Origin of the sequence: Mycoplasma testudinis ATCC 43263 (assembly GCF_000687795.1) — a bacterium.
Taxonomy (GTDB): domain Bacteria; phylum Bacillota_I; class Bacilli_A; order Mycoplasmatales; family Mycoplasmoidaceae; genus Mycoplasmoides; species Mycoplasmoides testudinis.
Genome location: NZ_JHXT01000015.1, coordinates 1 through 17,625, shown reverse-complemented (window position 1 = coordinate 17,625; position 17,625 = coordinate 1). Strand labels below are relative to the sequence as shown.

15 protein-coding genes and 5 tRNA genes are annotated in these 17,625 nt (G+C 30.6%); 7 read left to right on the top strand and 13 right to left on the bottom strand.

Annotation, left to right across the window (positions count from 1 at the left end; genetic code table 4):
• The 5 genes from T384_RS0104080 to T384_RS0104060 all read left to right on the top strand — a co-directional run bounded on the left by T384_RS0104080 (position 1) and on the right by T384_RS0104060 (position 503).
• Positions 1–76, top strand: a tRNA-Ile gene (locus T384_RS0104080).
• 57 nt (positions 77–133) lie between these two features.
• Positions 134–224: transfer RNA gene (locus T384_RS0104075), tRNA-Ser, on the top strand.
• Between the two features lie 46 nt (positions 225–270).
• Positions 271–348: transfer RNA gene (locus tag T384_RS0104070), tRNA-Met, on the top strand.
• A 1-nt stretch (position 349) separates the two neighbouring features.
• Positions 350–423 (top strand) — tRNA-Asp (locus T384_RS0104065).
• A gap of 4 nt (positions 424–427) precedes the next feature.
• Positions 428–503, top strand: a tRNA-Phe gene (locus tag T384_RS0104060).
• A 43-nt stretch (positions 504–546) separates the two neighbouring features.
• Here T384_RS0104060 and T384_RS0104055 read toward each other — a convergent pair.
• The 9 genes from T384_RS0104055 to T384_RS0104015 form a co-directional block, all read right to left on the bottom strand.
• Positions 547–1,239 (bottom strand): thiamine diphosphokinase, encoded by a 693-nt coding sequence (locus T384_RS0104055; RefSeq protein ID WP_156933133.1) that lies wholly within the window; start codon positions 1,237–1,239, stop codon positions 547–549.
• Positions 1,217–3,166, bottom strand: coding sequence for a DNA primase (gene dnaG / locus T384_RS07020; RefSeq protein WP_052663531.1), 1,950 nt, complete (start codon positions 3,164–3,166; stop codon positions 1,217–1,219). The genes T384_RS0104055 and dnaG overlap by 23 nt, the downstream gene beginning before the upstream one ends.
• Positions 3,167–3,173: 7 nt before the next feature.
• Positions 3,174–4,547: a glycine--tRNA ligase gene (locus tag T384_RS0104045; RefSeq protein WP_027119949.1), complete on the bottom strand. Its 1,374-nt coding sequence runs from the start codon at positions 4,545–4,547 to the stop codon at positions 3,174–3,176.
• A 5-nt stretch (positions 4,548–4,552) separates the two neighbouring features.
• The gene (gene recO / locus T384_RS0104040) at positions 4,553–5,335 is read right to left on the bottom strand and encodes a DNA repair protein RecO (RefSeq protein WP_027119948.1); all 783 of its coding nucleotides are present in this window, start codon (positions 5,333–5,335) and stop codon (positions 4,553–4,555) included.
• On the bottom strand, positions 5,326–6,237 hold the full coding sequence (gene era, locus T384_RS0104035) for a GTPase Era (protein ID WP_027119947.1): 912 nt from the start codon (positions 6,235–6,237) through the stop codon (positions 5,326–5,328). Before era ends, recO begins: the two co-directional genes overlap by 10 nt.
• A 7-nt stretch (positions 6,238–6,244) precedes the next feature.
• Positions 6,245–6,640, bottom strand: a complete 396-nt coding sequence (locus T384_RS0104030) for a diacylglycerol kinase family protein (RefSeq protein ID WP_036499159.1) — start codon at positions 6,638–6,640, stop codon at positions 6,245–6,247.
• A 5-nt stretch (positions 6,641–6,645) separates the two neighbouring features.
• Complete coding sequence (gene ybeY, locus T384_RS06510; RefSeq protein WP_052663529.1) at positions 6,646–7,101, bottom strand: rRNA maturation RNase YbeY; 456 nt, start codon at positions 7,099–7,101, stop codon at positions 6,646–6,648.
• Between the two features lie 84 nt (positions 7,102–7,185).
• On the bottom strand, positions 7,186–7,551 hold the full coding sequence (locus T384_RS0104020; protein WP_027119944.1) for a hypothetical protein: 366 nt from the start codon (positions 7,549–7,551) through the stop codon (positions 7,186–7,188).
• Positions 7,541–9,550, bottom strand: coding sequence for a cysteine peptidase family C39 domain-containing protein (locus T384_RS0104015; protein ID WP_027119943.1), 2,010 nt, complete (start codon positions 9,548–9,550; stop codon positions 7,541–7,543). The genes T384_RS0104020 and T384_RS0104015 overlap by 11 nt, the downstream gene beginning before the upstream one ends.
• Positions 9,551–9,793: 243 nt before the next feature.
• On the opposite strand from T384_RS0104015, the gene T384_RS0104010 reads away from it, so the two are divergent.
• Entirely contained in the window at positions 9,794–10,132 is a 339-nt protein-coding gene (locus T384_RS0104010; protein ID WP_027119942.1) for a hypothetical protein, read from the top strand.
• A 314-nt stretch (positions 10,133–10,446) separates the two neighbouring features.
• Here T384_RS0104010 and T384_RS06505 read toward each other — a convergent pair whose 3' ends face one another.
• From T384_RS06505 to T384_RS06495, 4 genes are all read right to left on the bottom strand, one after another.
• Positions 10,447–13,296, bottom strand: coding sequence for a cation-translocating P-type ATPase (locus tag T384_RS06505; protein ID WP_036499157.1), 2,850 nt, complete (start codon positions 13,294–13,296; stop codon positions 10,447–10,449).
• Positions 13,297–13,535: 239 nt separating this feature from the next.
• Complete coding sequence (rpsU, locus tag T384_RS0104000; protein WP_027119941.1) at positions 13,536–13,718, bottom strand: 30S ribosomal protein S21; 183 nt, start codon at positions 13,716–13,718, stop codon at positions 13,536–13,538.
• A gap of 48 nt (positions 13,719–13,766) precedes the next feature.
• Entirely contained in the window at positions 13,767–14,921 is a 1,155-nt protein-coding gene (locus T384_RS07015) for a DUF5454 family protein (protein WP_052663526.1), read from the bottom strand.
• A gap of 206 nt (positions 14,922–15,127) precedes the next feature.
• Positions 15,128–17,266, bottom strand: coding sequence for an AAA domain-containing protein (locus T384_RS06495; protein WP_027119940.1), 2,139 nt, complete (start codon positions 17,264–17,266; stop codon positions 15,128–15,130).
• Between the two features lie 96 nt (positions 17,267–17,362).
• Here T384_RS06495 and T384_RS06490 point away from each other — a divergent pair.
• On the top strand, positions 17,363–17,625 hold a 263-nt coding region (locus tag T384_RS06490; RefSeq protein ID WP_036499155.1), incomplete at its 3' end, for a transposase.

Below are 17,625 nucleotides of genomic sequence, written 5' to 3'. Positions count from 1 at the left end.
GGATCTATAGCTCAATGGTTAGAGCCCCCGACTCATAATCGGTCTGTTACAGGTTCGAGTCCTGTTAGATCCACCATTTAATCTTAAATTAACTTACCTATTAACGCGTAGAACTAAGTTTTCTACCGTATGTGGAGGCTTACCCAAGTGGCTGAAGGGTTCGGTCTTGAAAACCGAGAGGTGCTTAACAGTACGCGGGGGTTCGAATCCCTCAGCCTCCGCCATTAAAATTAAATCCTTGAAAGTGAAGGTAAGATCCTTTCAAGACATCGCGGGATAGAGCAGTTTGGTTAGCTCGTCAGGCTCATAATCTGAAGGTCGGTGGTTCAAATCCATCTCCCGCAACCATGGTTCTGTAGTGTAATGCTAACATGTCTCCCTGTCACGGAGGAGTCGCGGGTTGGATTCCCGTCAGAACCGCCATTATGGCCTTGTAGCTCAGTCGGTAGAGCAACGGTCTGAAGAACCGTGTGTCGGCAGTTCAATTCTGCCCGAGGCCACCATATTTATAATCACAACAAACCCACAATGAGATTGTGGGTTTTTTTAATCTTTACTTTGAGCAACTAAAATAAGTCCACTATCAAAAGCGAAAGTTCCTGTTGATTTAATAAATTCGTTACTAGATAAAGAAATCATTCGTTCGAACGATCATTTATCAGTTGTATATTTAAAATCTTTTATTGTTAAATTTGTGGTTTTAATTAACGGAATAAAAGCCACATATTTCATTGTTTTATTTCTTTTTATTTTATGCGTTCCCGGAAGAAATATTTGTACATAATTTTGTTTGTCGATTAATTCCATTTTTGGTACCAAAACGTTATATTTAGTATTTGCTAAAGAATCAATAATTGACAAATATTGGTCTATTCGTCCACCGCTTCAACCAAAAATCCGAATTAATTTTGGTTTTTTATCGAGCAAGTAATTTAATGTAATTTGGAAATCCGTTTCATCTTTTTCAGGAGGAAATTGATAGATTTGTGAAATATTAGATCTCATTAATTGCAGTTGTTTGGTTGTTACTGAATCAAAGTCACCAAAAGCAATTTGTGGAATAATGTTACTATCATGTAAAATTTTATTCCCTCCATCTATTCCAATTCAAATTGATTTTTTGTCATCGTATTTTTTTAAATTGGGAATAAGTTTTTCTGGACCATTTGCTACTAAATTATAAATTCGATTAAATTCTGTTTTCATGATGAATTCACTATCGTTTTTTTGCTGATTCATTCAAAAAATGATAATTGTATTTTTCAAACAAACGATCTATGTATTTTTTTGTTTCGGTGTAGTTTCTTAAATAATCCTTGTATTGTTTTAGGTTAGTGCTGTCTTGTTGCATTTCTTGCTGACTGGTTAATCTTAAAAAACTTAGGGTATTGGTATTAACCATTAAACTGTATAGCAAGCGATACATTTCTTTTTGTTCGTAGTTTTGGGGCTCATGTAATTGAAATTTTCAAATTTCTTTATTAAGAACGTCTTTATAAAAATCTTTATTTACAGGTTTTTTTGATTCGATGGCATCTATCATTTGATCCATATCTTCTCATTTCATAGCATCATTATCTAAATAGAAAACCTTTATCTTGATTAGTAATTTTTTTAAAAAATCATTTTGAAAACTAAATTGAGAAAAGTTTTCAAAATCGTTAATTGCTTTTTTGAAAAAGAAAAAGGTAATTATTAAATTAATTTCATCATTAAATATTTGGTTTTCAGTATCCTTTAACGAGCGAGTAATTTTTTTATTATCTACTTCTTTAAAATTGTCTTTATTAATTGGAAGTTTAATATACGGTTGTTCTTGAATATTGTCTTTGGATTCATTTGGTGTATGCTGGAAAGTTATTTTTTTAAATTTGTCTAGTAATTCGGTCTCATCCAAATTTAATTGTTTTGCAGCATTTTTAACATATGAATTTTGTATTAAAGGATCCGCGTATTTTTTTATTTCTTCAAGCACCATATTTGTAATTGTCAAAACTTGATTAGGGTTTGGATCTTGATTTTGATGTGTTCAAACCTTGATTAAAAACCCAAAGTAGTCTGAAGTATTAGATAAGATGTTTTCAACTTCTTGCTGAGGATATTTAGTAACTAACTCGTCGATATCTTTTATTTTGTCATCGTAGGGATTAACTAATTTAACAGAAAGATTATTTGCTATTAAATGTTTAGCTACATTAATCATCCCACTGCGACCCGCTTGATCGTTGTCTAAACAAAGAATGATTTCTTTTAAAGACTTAAGATTCTTAATTGCATTAATGTGATAATTGCTTAAATTTAAACCCATCAAAGCAACAGCGTTTTTAATTCCAATTCGATGCAAAGCAATTACATCCATATAACCTTCACAAATATAAAGCTTGTTAATTTGATCGATATTACTAACATGAAAAAAATTATATAGAACCATTTCTTTTTGAAAAATTGGAGTCGTTAACGTGTTTAAGTATTTGGGTTGATTAACATCGTTTATTGACCGACCAGAAAATGCTACCAGGTTTCCCCGATGATCACGAATTGGAAAAATTATCCGGTTATTAAAAAAATCATTTGAATCATCGTCTGGTTTTGTTAAACCAATAAACTTTAATTCGGCAGCAGTAATTTTTTGCTGCGTTTGTAAATCTGTTAACGCATTGATTAAACCATCTTTTGCTGTTGCTGCATAGCCGATTTCAAAGTAATCAGTTAATTCGCTAGAAAGATTTCTTGATAATAGATAATTATGGGCGTTTTGTTCTTTTTTATTTCATAAATTTATTTTAAAAAACTTTAAAGCCAATTCGTTAATTTGATAGTATTTTTGATATTTTTCACTTATTTGCGAAGATGATTTTAATTGTCCTATGAGTGATTGATCAACATTACAGATTTCAGCCACTTCTTGAACAGCTTGTAAAAATGACAAAGATTTGTATTCTTTAACAAATTTAAAAACATCCCCTTTGGTATTACAAGAAAAACAATTAAATAATTGTTTTTTGGGTGATACTGAAAGAGAAGCATGATCGTCTTTATGAAAAGGACACAACGCCCAGTAATTATTGCCTTTTTTTTCGAGCGTTAAAAATTGTCCGATAACATTAACGATATCGGTCTGTTCTTTAATGGTGTTAAAGATGTCTAAATTTTTATTACTCGTCATAGTGTTTTTATTTTAATTTTTCTTCTAAGATTTTATTTAAATCTTTTAACTGGATTTTGATTTGCTGCATTGAGTCACGATCTCTAATAGTGACTGTTTGTTTTTCAATTGTTTCAAAGTCAATGGTAATGCAATATGGTGTTCCGATTGCATCCATTCGGCGGTAGCGTTTGCCAATGCTACCGCTGCTGTCAAATATAATGCGATAATTTTGTTTTAAAAGGTCTTCATAAACCTCCTTAGCTTTTTGATTTAATTTATTTACTAGTGGGAATACAGCAATTTGATAAGGCGCTACTTGGTGGGGAATTCTAAGAATCTCACGGGAGTCATTTTCATCGATTTTTTGAACTTCATATGCATTACAAATTAATGCATAAAATAGTCTTTCGATTCCAACAGAAGGTTCAATTACATAAGGTAGGTATTCTTCGTTTGTTTGGGGATCTAAGTAAGTTAATTTTTTAGTGGAGAAATTTTGGTGTACGCCTAGGTCATAATTGCTTCTATTGGCTAATCCTCATAATTCGCTAAATCCATGAGGAAAATTAAATTGATAATCTATTGTTCTTTTTGAATAATGTGATAATTCTTCTCGCGGGTGTTCATATACTTGTTTGTTTTCTGGTTTAATTTTTAAAACTTCTGTTAAAAAACCGTCAATTTCTTTTTTGAAATATTCAAAATAATTGGCTGCATCTTTTTCTTGGACAAAAAATTCAATTTCCATTTGCTCGAACTCCCTTGTTCTAAAAATGAAATTCCCGGGTGTAATTTCATTCCGAAACGCTTTTCCTATTTGGGCCACGCCGAAAGGAATTTTCATTCTTTGCGAGCGAACAATATTCTTGAAGTTAATGAAAATTCCTTGTGCTGTTTCCGGTCGTAAATACAATGTGTTTAATTGGTTTTCTGTAACTCCTTGGTAAGTTTTAAACATTAAATTGAACTGACGAACATTTGTTCAGTCAAAACTATTACAAGTTGGACACAAGATGCGATTTTTAGCAATAATTTCTTCAAATTCGTTTAGACTTGTATTTTCAGCTGTATTGACGTTCAATTTTTCGTTTAATAATTTATCAACTCGATATCGACTTTGGCATTTTTTACAGTCGATTAATGGATCTGAAAAATTGTCTAAATGTCCCGAAGCTTTTCAAACATTGGCATTTAAAATAATTGAAGTATCAACTAAGACCATGTTGGCTTTAGTAAAGACAAAGTGTTTTAATAATGCTTGCTTTAAATTATTCTTTAGTAGTGATCCTAATGGTCCATAATCTCAGGCATTAGCTAATCCGTTATAAATTTCACTGGACGGATAAATGAAGCCATAATTTTTTAAATAATTAACAATTGTTTCTTGGGTGTTTTTCATAGTATTTACTTTCTGTAAGAATTAATAATTTTCATAAAGTTGGTGGATTCAGATGCCTGGTTGATTTCTTGATTTCATTCAAAACGTTTAAGACTATTAAGCGTAATTCCAAGATTCTTCTCGACTAGGAATTTCAAAAATTGTAAAAAAAGAATTTCACTATTAATAACATAAATTGGTTTAGGATATTGTTTATTGGATAAATGATTAAGCATTTTTAAAACCACCGGATTAATCCAATATGCACTTGTTGGCTGATGGATATAGCAATTCTGACAATAACCTCATAGCATATTTTTATCGATTACATAAGTTTCGTTTACGCGACAATCTTGGCATTTTTCATAGTTGAAATTGATTCCATTTATTTTTAATAGTTGGACTAAAATCGTTGCTGTAATTAGCCAGTCTTTTGTTTTTTTGTTTATGAGTAAATTAATTGTTGATTCGTATAAAGCAAAAACCTGTTTAGAAGAATATAAAACTTTATTAGCGTATTCATTAATTAGATTAAAAGAATGATATTCGTGGAATTCTCAAGGAATTTGATGAATTATCACCGTTTTTTTCAAACGTCCGATTTTTTCTTTTTGTCGTGCTTTGAAATATTCTATTTCATTAAAATTTCCGATTGTTAAATTTCTTGCGTTTTTGGAAGCTATTTTTTTTGTTCCTTTGGCCAAAAGCGCGATCTTATTTCCACTTTGGGTTAAGAAATTAACAATTTGATCAAAAACTAAATAATCAGTTAAATTAATAACGTATCCGTTTGTAATTGTTAGCGCCATTTTTTATACCCTAAACTTTTAATTAAATAGTCATTGTTTCTTCAATCTTTTTGAACTTTACAAAATAGTTTCAAATTGATTTTGCAGTCAAAAAGATTTAATAACTCTTGCCTTGCGTGAACACCAATCTGTTTAATTTTGAGTCCGCCTTTACCAATGATAATTGCTTTTTGACCTTCTTTTTCGACCACAATATTTGCGTTGACATGAAATAGATTTTTGACTTGATCATATTCTTTGTGTTCTATGGTAACAGCTACTGAATGAGGAACTTCTTGATAAGTGTGCTTTAAAATTTGCTCGCGAATAATTTCACTGATTTTGAAATTGTCGTCGTTTTGTTCTTGTTCGACTAAATCATCCTGAGAAACTTCTTCTAATTCTGTTATGTTGTCCTTGAAAAGATTACTAATTGCTTTTAGAATAATAGTAATGTCATCATTTAAAAAATTCATTTGTAATACTTGATCAGGATGGATTATAGTGTCAATTGAATTTTTTAAAGTTTCAAAGGTTTTAGTATCTTGCAATAAGTCAATCTTACTGTAAATTAAAATGGTTTTTAAGTTTTTATTGGTGTTTATTTGATCAATCAATTGTTGTAACTCGGGTGAAACATTTTGTAAACAGTTAACGATCAAAATAACTAGATCAGCCTGTTTAAATGAATGGTAGACTTCACTATTTAAGAATAAATCCAACTTGTTAATTGGTTTATGAATTCCGGGGGTATCTCAGATTTTTAAAGCAAAATTTTCATAATTTAAATAAAAGTTTGTTGCAACTCTAGTTGTTTGTGGCAAATTTGAAACAATTGAAACTTTGTTTTTAAGCAATTTATTAATTAGCGTGGATTTACCAACGTTAGGACTTCCTAAAATACTGATATTAATTAAATTCATAAAGCACCTACGAAAAGAAAATGACAATTTTTGGAACTAGAATCAGTAAACCGACGATGATTGCCACAATAGCTAATATTAGTGTAGCTGCTGCTGAGATATCTTTTATTTTTTTGGCGTTAATGTTAAATTTAAAGGAAACAGTATCGACTAGGTTTTCAATCGCTGTATTGAGTAATTCCATCGAAATTACAAAACCAATTACCAAAACGATGATTGCTCAATCGATGTAAGACATTTGATTGTGTAAAATTGCTGAAATGATTAAAACTATTAAAGCAATAATGACATGAATTACAAGTGATACTTCTTCTTTTAAAGCGAAAAAAAAGCCGCTAAAAGCATGACTAAATTTGTAGCGTATTTTTTTTCAGATTGATTCACGATTTTTTCTTGTTTCCATATTGATTAATACTGTTTAAGAACCTTTTTATGTATTTTGTCTTGAATTTTTAAAGTCACGTATTCAAGCGTTACTGACTGTTCATGGTCGAATTCTAATAAGTGAAGAATTCCATGAATTAACATTCTTGCTATTTCACTTAAATAACTGACCCCATACTTTTTGGCTTGCTTTTTTATTTTTGGTAGACACATGTAAATTTCACCAAGTAGCGGAGTAACAAATGCTTGATTTTCTCACAATGGAATAGATATCACGTCTGCTACATAATCTTTTTTTCGATATTTGTTATTAAATTTTTGACTGCTTGCTTCACTGATAAAACTTATTTCATAAAACAAATCAATCTTTATTTCGAATGCTAAACTAACTTGTTCATTTACGATTTTAAAAAGTCGCAAAAAATCAATTTCATTGTTTTTATTTTGTTTTGGAATGGTTTGGCTAGTTTGGATTAACATAATATACTAAGGTATATTATAGCAAACCTAATGAATGCTTTTTAAATAGTGTATGTTTTTAAACAAAAACCATTTATTAAGCTTTTAAATCCCTAAATAATGTTTGGCAAATGTTTCGGTTTTTACGAAAACAGAAACAAAATAAATTCCTTCAGAATAAGGATGTTCAACGTTTTGGACCGAAACGCTTGGGATAAAATCTAAAGGATTAAAATTCGTCCGAAAATAAGTTGTTCTTTTTTTTGTTTTGTTTTCATATAATTGCAAACTTTTTTTGTTTTTAATTTTTTGTTCGTCTTGTTGCGCATTAAAAACTAAATAAGTTTGATCTTTTAAGACATGTAATTGTGCCGGAACATGTTCTTGTATTTTAACCGTGAATGCAATCACAATTAACGTTAATATTAAAAATGCTAAGACACTTAATAAACCAATGATTTTAAATTTCATGATTAACTACCTTTACTTCATTACTAGCTAATTTAATAACGTTTGGATCGTGATCAATTAGAATTACAAAATTTTTTGATGATAACGTTTTAATAATTTGCTCAAATACATCCTTTTTTATAAATTCATTGATTCCATTAGTTATTTCGTCCAATAAAATAATTTTGTTTTCCAAATGCAACAAACTTAATAATCTGGTTAATTGTAATTGTCCTGTACTATAGAACATTGGGTCAGTAGTAAATCATTCAAAATTGTTTAACAGTTTCATTAAACTTGGAAGATTAGCTTTTTTTAAATTCTCGAGTGCGTTTTGATGAACTAGTCAACCATTAATTTTTTTAGTTCCATCTAAATAAATTACATTTGTGTTTAATCATTGAGAACTAAATTCATTCAAAGCAATTCCGTTAATTGCGATTGTTCCTTCGTTTAATTTGACCTTATTAGTTAATGATTTTAATAAGGTTGATTTTCCAGAAGCATTTTGTCCCGTTAAGACTGTCAAATTTGTTAATTGGGAACTTCAGTTTTTGAAAACTGTTTTAGGTCCATCTAAAAAGCTAACGTTCCGAAAAGAAATAGTGTTTATTTGAAAAGGAATTTTTTGAATTTTATTATGATTTTCTGCTGCCTGAAAATTTAAAAATAAGTTAAGTTTTTTCTTGGAATTAAAAAATGAATTCAGTTGTAATCCGAAAGTAATAATATTGTCTGTGTAACTACTAAATAATGCTTGTAAACTAACTGCATAAACTAAATCAGCTAAATTTATTTGCTGTTGATTAACAATTAAATAAACACCAACTCACAATGCAGCAGCTTGAAATATATACTGAAAGAAATGTCCCATTCCATTAAAAAGTGATTGACCCATAAAATTAATCTTATTATTTGCTGCCATATGACTCAGATTTTTTTGAATTTGTTCACTTACAGTTTGATAATGAATTCAGTCACTTTCGTAAGTTAATGTATTTTCTAAATCGGTTAAATTTTGATGATGCTTCTCAGTCAAAATAATTGTTTTTATAATCTTGTTTTTTTGTCACCAAAAATTGATTCCAATTATTGTTGTATTGATAATAATTTGAGCGAAACTTAAAACAATAAATCATGTATTTAAACTGGCTAAAATTCCAGTAGTTATTGCCAACATTAATATCGCTGCTATCAACCTGGTAATTTGGCTTAAATATAAATTGCAGACATTTTGTAAATGGTTATCTATTTCAAAGACATTTCCGGCAGGTTTTGTTTTATAAAAATGAAAGTCACGATTAAACATAATTTGTAATAAAGATTTTCAAAATTTTTGATAGACACTTTGAATTTTTCTAGCTTGAATTCATTGAACTATTTCTTGAGATAAAATTTCGATAACTTTCATGATAGAAAACGGAACGATAATGATCAAAAGATTGAAAGTTGTTCCATAACCGATTGTATCTTTTACGAGTACTTTAAATAATTGAGCTACTCCTATTCCGAAACCAATTGCCACTATTTCCAAAATAAAACTTCAAATTAATGTTTTTCAATTTGTAAAAGAAAACATTTTGATTTGATTTTTAATTTCATTTGAATTTCATTCTAACTTTTTGGTCCCAACACAGCAAATAACGTTGGCGAAACTGTTTTGAAAATCCCGATAAGAAATCTTGTATTTGCCTTTTGCGCTATCATAAACAATTAAATGATTGTTGAATTTTTGAACAATTACAAAATGTAATCCATTTAGTTTTCGAACCATAACAACATAATACTTGGCTTGGTTCAGTTCTTTAAATTCTTGATACGTGCATTCGTAGGTTTCTAATTCAATTCCGAACTCGCTAGCTAAACTTTCTAAATTTTCTAAGTTCATTCCAGAACTTGAAATTTGTGCCTTAGTCAATACATCGCTTCGGGAAATATCAATATCGTGCAATTCTTGAGCCAGCATCGTCACAACACATGCGCCACATTCATTTTCTGTTTCTTGTAAAACTATTTGCATTTTTCTCCCCCTTTAATATAAATGTCTAAAAAAGGAAAAAATTAAGAAAAATATTTTAAAAATTTTTTAGATAGTGATTCTTTTTGCTGGTATTTTTTACTATTACGCATTAAGTTTATTTAATGTAAATTTTCGTAAATATCTATTATTTATATCCTGAAATTTATTAGAATCGTAGTGACTTAGAAATATTTTCATTTATGTTGATATGAAGTTTACAAAATATTTGGATAAGGAAAAATTATGCGTCACACTCCACTGTTAATAACCATTTCGTCTTTTTCATCGTTGATGGGAGTTGCTATTGTTGTATTAAGTGCTATTTGACTTTATGAATTATTTAAAAGACATTTTTATATCTTTAATTTGAAAAGAAAGGAAGATATAATCTTACCGTTTTCAGTTGGCTCAAGTATTTTATTGGGAACCTTTTTTACAATTTTACCAAGTGATTTGACATCAGATCCAACAATCAATCCCGTAGCATTTAATGCATCATTTGTTTGCTCAATGTTTAGTTTATCATGGCATACTTTATTTTTTGTGTTTAATCATTTCAACCCTAACGGGTCAATTTACTAAAAATAAAGAACGATATAACAAAATTAAAGCGAAAAACAAATTTACCCGTTGGGTTCGTTCAATATTCGCATTATTCTTTCGGTTTGGTCTTTGGCATTACAAATCGCCACGGGATTTGCAACAATTCGTGAAAACATAGAATTTGGCTTATTAGTCCAATTAATTTATTTCTGATTTTTATTAGCAGCTTTAGTTGTTTATTTAATGCTTGCTTATTTTTATGTTTTTGTGGATTTAATGATTTATAAGCGAAAATTGATTAACAATAATTTGAATAACGCAAAAAATACCTATAGGTTTTTAATTTCAGTTTTTTATGTTGTTGGCATGAGTTTTTGTAATCACGAGCTCTTAGTTTTAAAATGATTAAATTTTCGTGAATTATTAATTGCCTTAATGGCTTCAAAAATCATTGTTGGGACAAAACTAATAAAGAAAGCAATAGCGAATAAATAACTATAATTTGGAACGATTATGGAAGTTTGATTATTAAAGAAAGGTTGTAATTGGTTTAATTGGTAAGGGTCGGGATTTTGAAAATAAACATAAACATCAGAGTTAAATATTTCATTTACTGTTGGAATCAAAACAACAAAAAGGATCAATGATAAAGCACCCAAGCTCGCAAATAAAACATACTTAATATCACGATAATGATATTTAATAATAGTGTAACGGCTAAAAGTATTAAATGCATTGATTGATTGGGTTACTGCCACAACAATGAAAGCGGCTGCTGAACCTGATGATTGCATATTAAAAATAAAGGCCCGATCGCCTCCGGTAGTATGTTCAAATTGGGTAAATAAATCTAGCATTTTATAATAGTCGAAATTTACAAACGAACTACTTCCCAAATAAAACATTATTAATGCTAATGCTGAAAATAAAAAGCCTTGAAGGACAATTTTCACAAACATTCGCCAGTCAACTAAGTTCACATTAACTGTCGGTGCAGTTTCCATAATGTTACGGCGTGGTTTTTTCATCCCTAAAGCAATCGCTGGCAGACTTTCAGTAACTAAATTGATTCATAAGATTTGAATCGCAGTGAATGGACTAAAGTGAAAGATAAACATCCCTAATACTAAGGTAATTACACCAACCATGTTTGTCGTGAATAGTGTTAACATGATTCGTTTAAGGTTATCAATGATTCCTCGACCCTCACGTACAGCTTCAACAATTGTGGCAAAATTATCGTCAGTTAAAACCATATCGGCAGCGTTTTTTGCGACTTCTGTTCCGGTAATCCCCATCGCCACACCAACATCTGCTGCTTTTAAAGCCGGAGCATCGTTAACTCCGTCTCCTGTCATTGCGACTACTTCGCCATTATCTTGTAAAGCTTTAACAACCCGAATTTTGTCATCAGGTGTTACCCGAGCATAAACTGAAATATTTTCGACTTCTGATTTGAATTGTTCATCTGATAAAGCTTTTAATTGTTCACCTGTAATAACTTTTTGATTATTTTCTAGAATCCCTAATTGACTTGCGATTGTAGTCGCTGTTAAAGCGTGATCACCCGTAATCATAACCGGACGAATATGGGCTTTTTTACATAATTGAATTGCTTGTTTTGCTTCATTTCGAGGTGGGTCAACGATAGCAAATACAGCCTTTAATTCAATATTGTTTTCGATTGTCTGGTGGTTTATCTCAGCAGGAAGTGTTTTTAAAAATTTAGTCCCAATGGCTAAAACCCTTAAACCTTCTTCAGACATCGATGTAGTTTCTTTTTGAAAGGCAGTTAAATTTTGATTATTAGCAATTGGAAAAATACTGGCTGGAGCACCCTTAACAATTACTAAATAACCATCATTTCAAGGATGGATTGTAGTCATTAACTTTCGATCAGAGTCAAAAGGAATTTCTTCAATCCGTTCGTGTTTTTCTTGCAGTTGTTCAAACGGAATCCCCGAAGCAACACCAGCATTGACTAATGCTAATTCTGTTGGATCTCCAACTAATACACCATCATCATCTTTAACGTCTGAACACAACATTGCTGATGCAATAATTTTTAATTGTTCTTCACCTTTAAATTCATTTAGGCTATTGATACCATCGAACCATTTAGTGACTTGCATTTTGTTTTGGGTTAATGTTCCCGTTTTATCACTGCAAATTACAGAAACCCCACCTAGTGTTTCGACTGAATTCATCTTTTTAATTAGTGCATTATGTTTAATCATCCGCTTAATCCCAAGAGCAAATACTACGGTCATAATCGCATATAGACCTTCAGGAATTACAGCAATCGCGATGGAAATTCCAATCTTAAAAGCGTTTGACCAAGTATTTTGAATTTCGTCGACTTGATTGACATAAAAAACATAAATTAAGAAAACTATAACTAATAATAATCCAGCAGCAATTCCTAAGAAGCGACTAAGTTTTCCAATTCTTCTTTCAATCCCGCTAACTTGTTTTTTATCGTTCCCAAGTAGTTTTGCGATTTTTCCAATTTCGGTATTCATTCCTGTTTTCGTTACAAGAATTTTGGCCCGGCCATTTGTTACAGTAGTTCCTGAGTAAACATAATTCCGTCGTTCTGATGTTATTGTTTTGTCATCTGAAACAAAATGTTCAGATTTTTCTACCGGAATTGATTCTCCAGTTAAAACTGCTTCTAAACAAAATAGCGAACTTGCTTCGATAATGATTCCGTCGGCTGCAATGGAGTCACCCGCATCCAAAAACATTACGTCTCCAGGAACAAGTTTCTCTGAATCAATGATATCAAAGTCGTCATTACGTTGGACTTTAGCTTTCATGACAATCATTTTATTTAAAGCTTGGACGGCTTTTTCAGATTTAGCTTCTTGAAATGCACCAAAAAAGGCGTTTACAAAGACTATTAGAAAAATAATAAATGGTTCAACTCGTTCCACAATCATTTCGGTTGCTGTGGCTTGAGTATCCGTATGAAATTGTGGTACGAAAGCAATTAATAATGATATTAATGCTGCAATCAATAACAAAATTATCATTGGATCTTTAAATTGTTTTAAAAATCGAATGAATAATGTGGTTGGTTTTTTAGCTTCTAGTTTATTGGGTCCGACTGTTTTATAGCGTTTATTAGCTTGTTCAGTTGTCAGACCCTTTTCCGTATCAGATTCTAACTCTGCTAGAGCAGAAGACAAATTCTGGTTCAATTTATACCTCTATGTGTAATGAAAATATTCTAACAAGAAATAATAAAAAATGGTAATTTTGTTTTAAAAATCATAGATAAATAATGAAAAACAAACTGAAATGTTAAAAATATAGTCTGTAATTATTAAACATAAATATGTTCAAAAAGTTATGTTGGATTGTTACTAAATTGAAATTTATTCACTCAAAATTGCAAATTTTAATAAAAAAAGCACCTTCGTAAAAGGCGCTTTTTATACTATCATTGGTGTTGTTTTTTTTGCATTCGCTTCCGAGCAAGTTTTTGTTTTTCTCGTTTGCGTAATCCAGGACGAAGGTGATATTCGTGTCGGGTTGTAGAACGTTTGGTTTCGCTTGAAATCCGTTTAAATTTTCTTAAAGCAGCTTCAAGGTCTCCGTCTTTCACTTCAATTTTTGGCATCACTATCACCTCCTTTCAAAATATGAGTAATTGTTTTATTCATTTTTATTAAAAATGTTCGTCGTCGTCTTCTAAATCAAAAATGTCTTCTTGTTTTAAGTTTTCAGTTAATGCTTGGCGCTGTCTGCGAAGTTCTTGATAACGTTTTTCTTCTGCAAGTTTTAATTCGTTAGCTTTTTTTAATTCTGCATTTACCAGTTCGCGATTTTGTTTAATGGTAGCAACTTCGTTATCGACATGCTTTTCAAAATTGATGGCATCATTAATTGAACCACTTGGCATTATTGGAGTTTCATTTTTTTGTTCGTTGTTGATGTTTTGAATACTTGACGAAGCAATTGTTTTAGATGGTTGGAAATCTGACAATGTCGAAGATAATCCAAGATCAGAATTTAATTCTTCATAATCACGCATCATTTTGGTAGTGTCACCGCTAATTGGTTTGCTTGGACGGTAATTAGTTTTAGATAAATCAGTTGTGCTTAATTCTGTAGATTCTTGTTTCAAATCCTGATTGTTTTCTGGTTGTAAACTAGCAACTAGACTTGGCTTGACTGTGTTTGTTTTTGCTTCGCTTGAAGGATTTTCCAAACGTGCCCGTGCCTTTTTAAGAATTTGAAAGACTTCTTCACGAGTGTATTTCTCATCTTGAGGATCATTTTTCCCTGATTTGAACGGAATCCCAACGTATGATTTCATTCATTCGCTGCGACTTAATCCAGAACGCTTCGCGTTTTTTCAAGAACGTTTCATATTCTTTTTTTCTAATTTAGTTTGTGGCGATAAAAAGCGAATGAGAAGTCGTGTTCGTAAACTATCGCCATTTGTCATTAATTCAATTAATTCATCGTCTACAGCTGTAGTGTTTTGATTTGAAGCTTTAACGAAATCGCCCGAGGCACTGCGGTTAATTCCTTTTTGTTGAAGAATCCGTTGACGAAACTGTTTAAAGTCTTCTTCACATTCTTTGCCATAAGTTTTGATAAAGTCGTGAATGTTAAATTCACCATAGTAAAGCTTACAGTCTTTAATATATTTAGGCCAAGCAAAATCAGCGTGGTAATAATTCTTATAGCCTTCTAAGAATAGTTGCCATTTGCTTTTGTTTTGTAATGCCGCTTCTTTTGTGAAATCAATTGTCGCATTAACATTGCTAGATTGTTCAGTTGTTAATTCTTCAAAAGATGTATTGTTATTTTTCATTTTTTCTCCATGGAAAATGTTCTAAATTAAGCTTCCAAATAGATTACTTATATATTAGATAACTTATTAATTATACAACTTATTCTATTAGATTAATTGATGACTTTAAAACGGGCTGTTTATAGAGCGGTTATTATTGCCATGTGAAAATAGTTTGATTGTTACAAAAATTACATAATCGTTTGCTTTGATTATGAATTTGCTGGTTATTGATTTTGTTGATTGACAACAGGAGAATTATTCATATTTGATACTAGATCAACTAATTTATGAATTTTTAAATTTATCTTTTGCATTTCATATTCACGATTTAAGAATCAATTAGTACTTAAAATTCGGTAAATCTTCCAACCGCAGCTTTCCAGATACTGTTGCCTGAAAAAATCACGTTGAACGTCTTCAGTTTTAGAATGATAAGTTAATCCATCACATTCTATTCCTAAAATGAACTGGTCATTATTTTTATCGTAAATTGCCAAATCAATAAAGAAACTACCAACTTGAACTTGGTTTTTGATAATTAAATTATCCGGAAGAATTGTTTCTATGGCTGCATAAACTTCTTTTTCAAATACAGAATCAAATTTCTTTAAATTGTTACCATAAACGTCTGTACTATTGTGTAATGAATCTAGTAATGCTTGTTTTTCTAAGGTTTTGTTAGCACTTACTAATTCAATGAAATGTAAGTATTGTTTAAAGCGCATTGGTCCAGGATTATCTTCACTAACTTTTAGTTCGTTTGAATCAAATGATTTTACAACGTAGATTTTCTTTTTAGCTCGTGTAATGGCAACGTTTAAACGGTTTTCGCCTCCAGCTTGATTAATTGGTCCGAAGCGCATAAATAATTTGCCATCTTCATTTTTGGCGTACCCAACTGAAAAAATGACGATATCACGTTCGTCACCTTGAACGTTTTCAATGTTTTTCACAAATAGACTTTCATCACTTCCATCTTTCGGATTAGTGCGATTCATTTCTTTGATGATAGCTGTGTTACTTGCATCTTCAAGCATGTTTTCAATAAGTTCTTTTTGTTTAATGTTAAAAGTAATAATCCCTATGGTTTCGTTATTATTTCTTGTTTGCATTAATTGGGTTACTAATTCAACTACTTTTTTAGCTTCTTCAACATTTGTTCCGTTATTTGTTCATAATCCAGTGTCTACTTTTATTTCTTCAATTGGTTTTCCATGAGCAATTACTTTAGAAGCAAAATAAAGTTCGTTATTATAAAAAGCTGCACTTGAAAATTCTATTAATTCTTTAAAGTAGGACCGGTAATGGAATTTCAGCATTTTAGTTTTATATTTGTTTTTGGCAATGTCTAATAAGCTTACTGTTTCTAAAGCTGAAATTTCTTCTAGTGATCGTTCGTCTTCATCACTTGTTTCAGATTCAGCATAATGACTTTCGAAGAATGAAGATGGTCTTAATTGTTTGGAGTCACCTGCAACAATTGCCCGGCTGGCACGGTTTAAGGCTGGAATTGCCCGTTCAACGAACATTTGACTTGCTTCGTCAAAAACGATATAGTCAAAAGGTTCGACATCGATTTTAAATAAAGTGGATACAACTTCAGGAGTTGCTAAAACCATTGGAAATAAAACATTTAAAGCATTAAAGGCCTGATCAAACATCACTTTAATTGATTTGCGTCGTTTTAAATTAGCTTGATTTTTCAAATAGTTATATTCTTTTAATAAATCACTATTGGCGTTTTTAAAAGTTTTTTTAATATGGGATTTCAACTTGGCAAATGAAAGGCTTGCTGATGAAGTAAATTTGTTGTTGATTGATTTCAAAATGGCGTCGTAATTTTCCTCTTCATTTTTTAAATAATCAAGAATTTGAAGAGTTTGACTAATGATTGCTTCATCGATGGAGTAGTAATTAACAAAATCAATTATCTGTTTTTTAGTTAAATTATTTGCTAAATAAACATTAATTAGGTTTCTTTCACTTGTACTTAAAACGCTAATTTTATCAATAGTATAATGGTGCTCTGGTTTGTATTGTTCATTAAATAAATTTAATACTTTTTCAAATTTATCGTCTGATCCAAAATTAACATATTGTGCACTCAGTAACAAGTTTATCAGTTGGTCTAAAGATTCATAATTATTGCGAATAAAATACAAAGCAATTTGGTATTCAACGTCTGTGCTATGAGCAAAAATATCGCATACGTATTTAATACATTTAGTATCAAAACTACTGTAATAATTATTAAAGTAATTTATGAAATTAGTTTCTTGTGAAGTGACTTCTAATTTTGTTTTGAATAACTTAGCAAAAAAAGATAATTTGAAACCTGGATTTAGTGCTAATTTGATCGCCAAAACCTTTTTGTAATCATTTATCGGTAGTAATGAAATAAGTGTGTTAAATTGGCATCGTGTTAAAATTCAAATAATTAATTAAGGATGATTAACAAGATGGCAAAGAAAATAACTCCAAAACCACCTAAATCTGAAAATTATCGAAAAGTAATGGACCAATTTAACCAATTGGTACTAGGAAACCCAGATATTTTTGATGCTAGCAGTGCCAATAGTTTAATTAAATCAATGACAGAAGTATTTTCTGAACCACTGAATGCACTTCTTAAAGCCGAAATGGATGAACATTTAGGAAGAAGCGAATACGAGCGTTCTGAAAACTCCAATCGCCGGAATGGTTTCATTGAAAAAACTGTTAG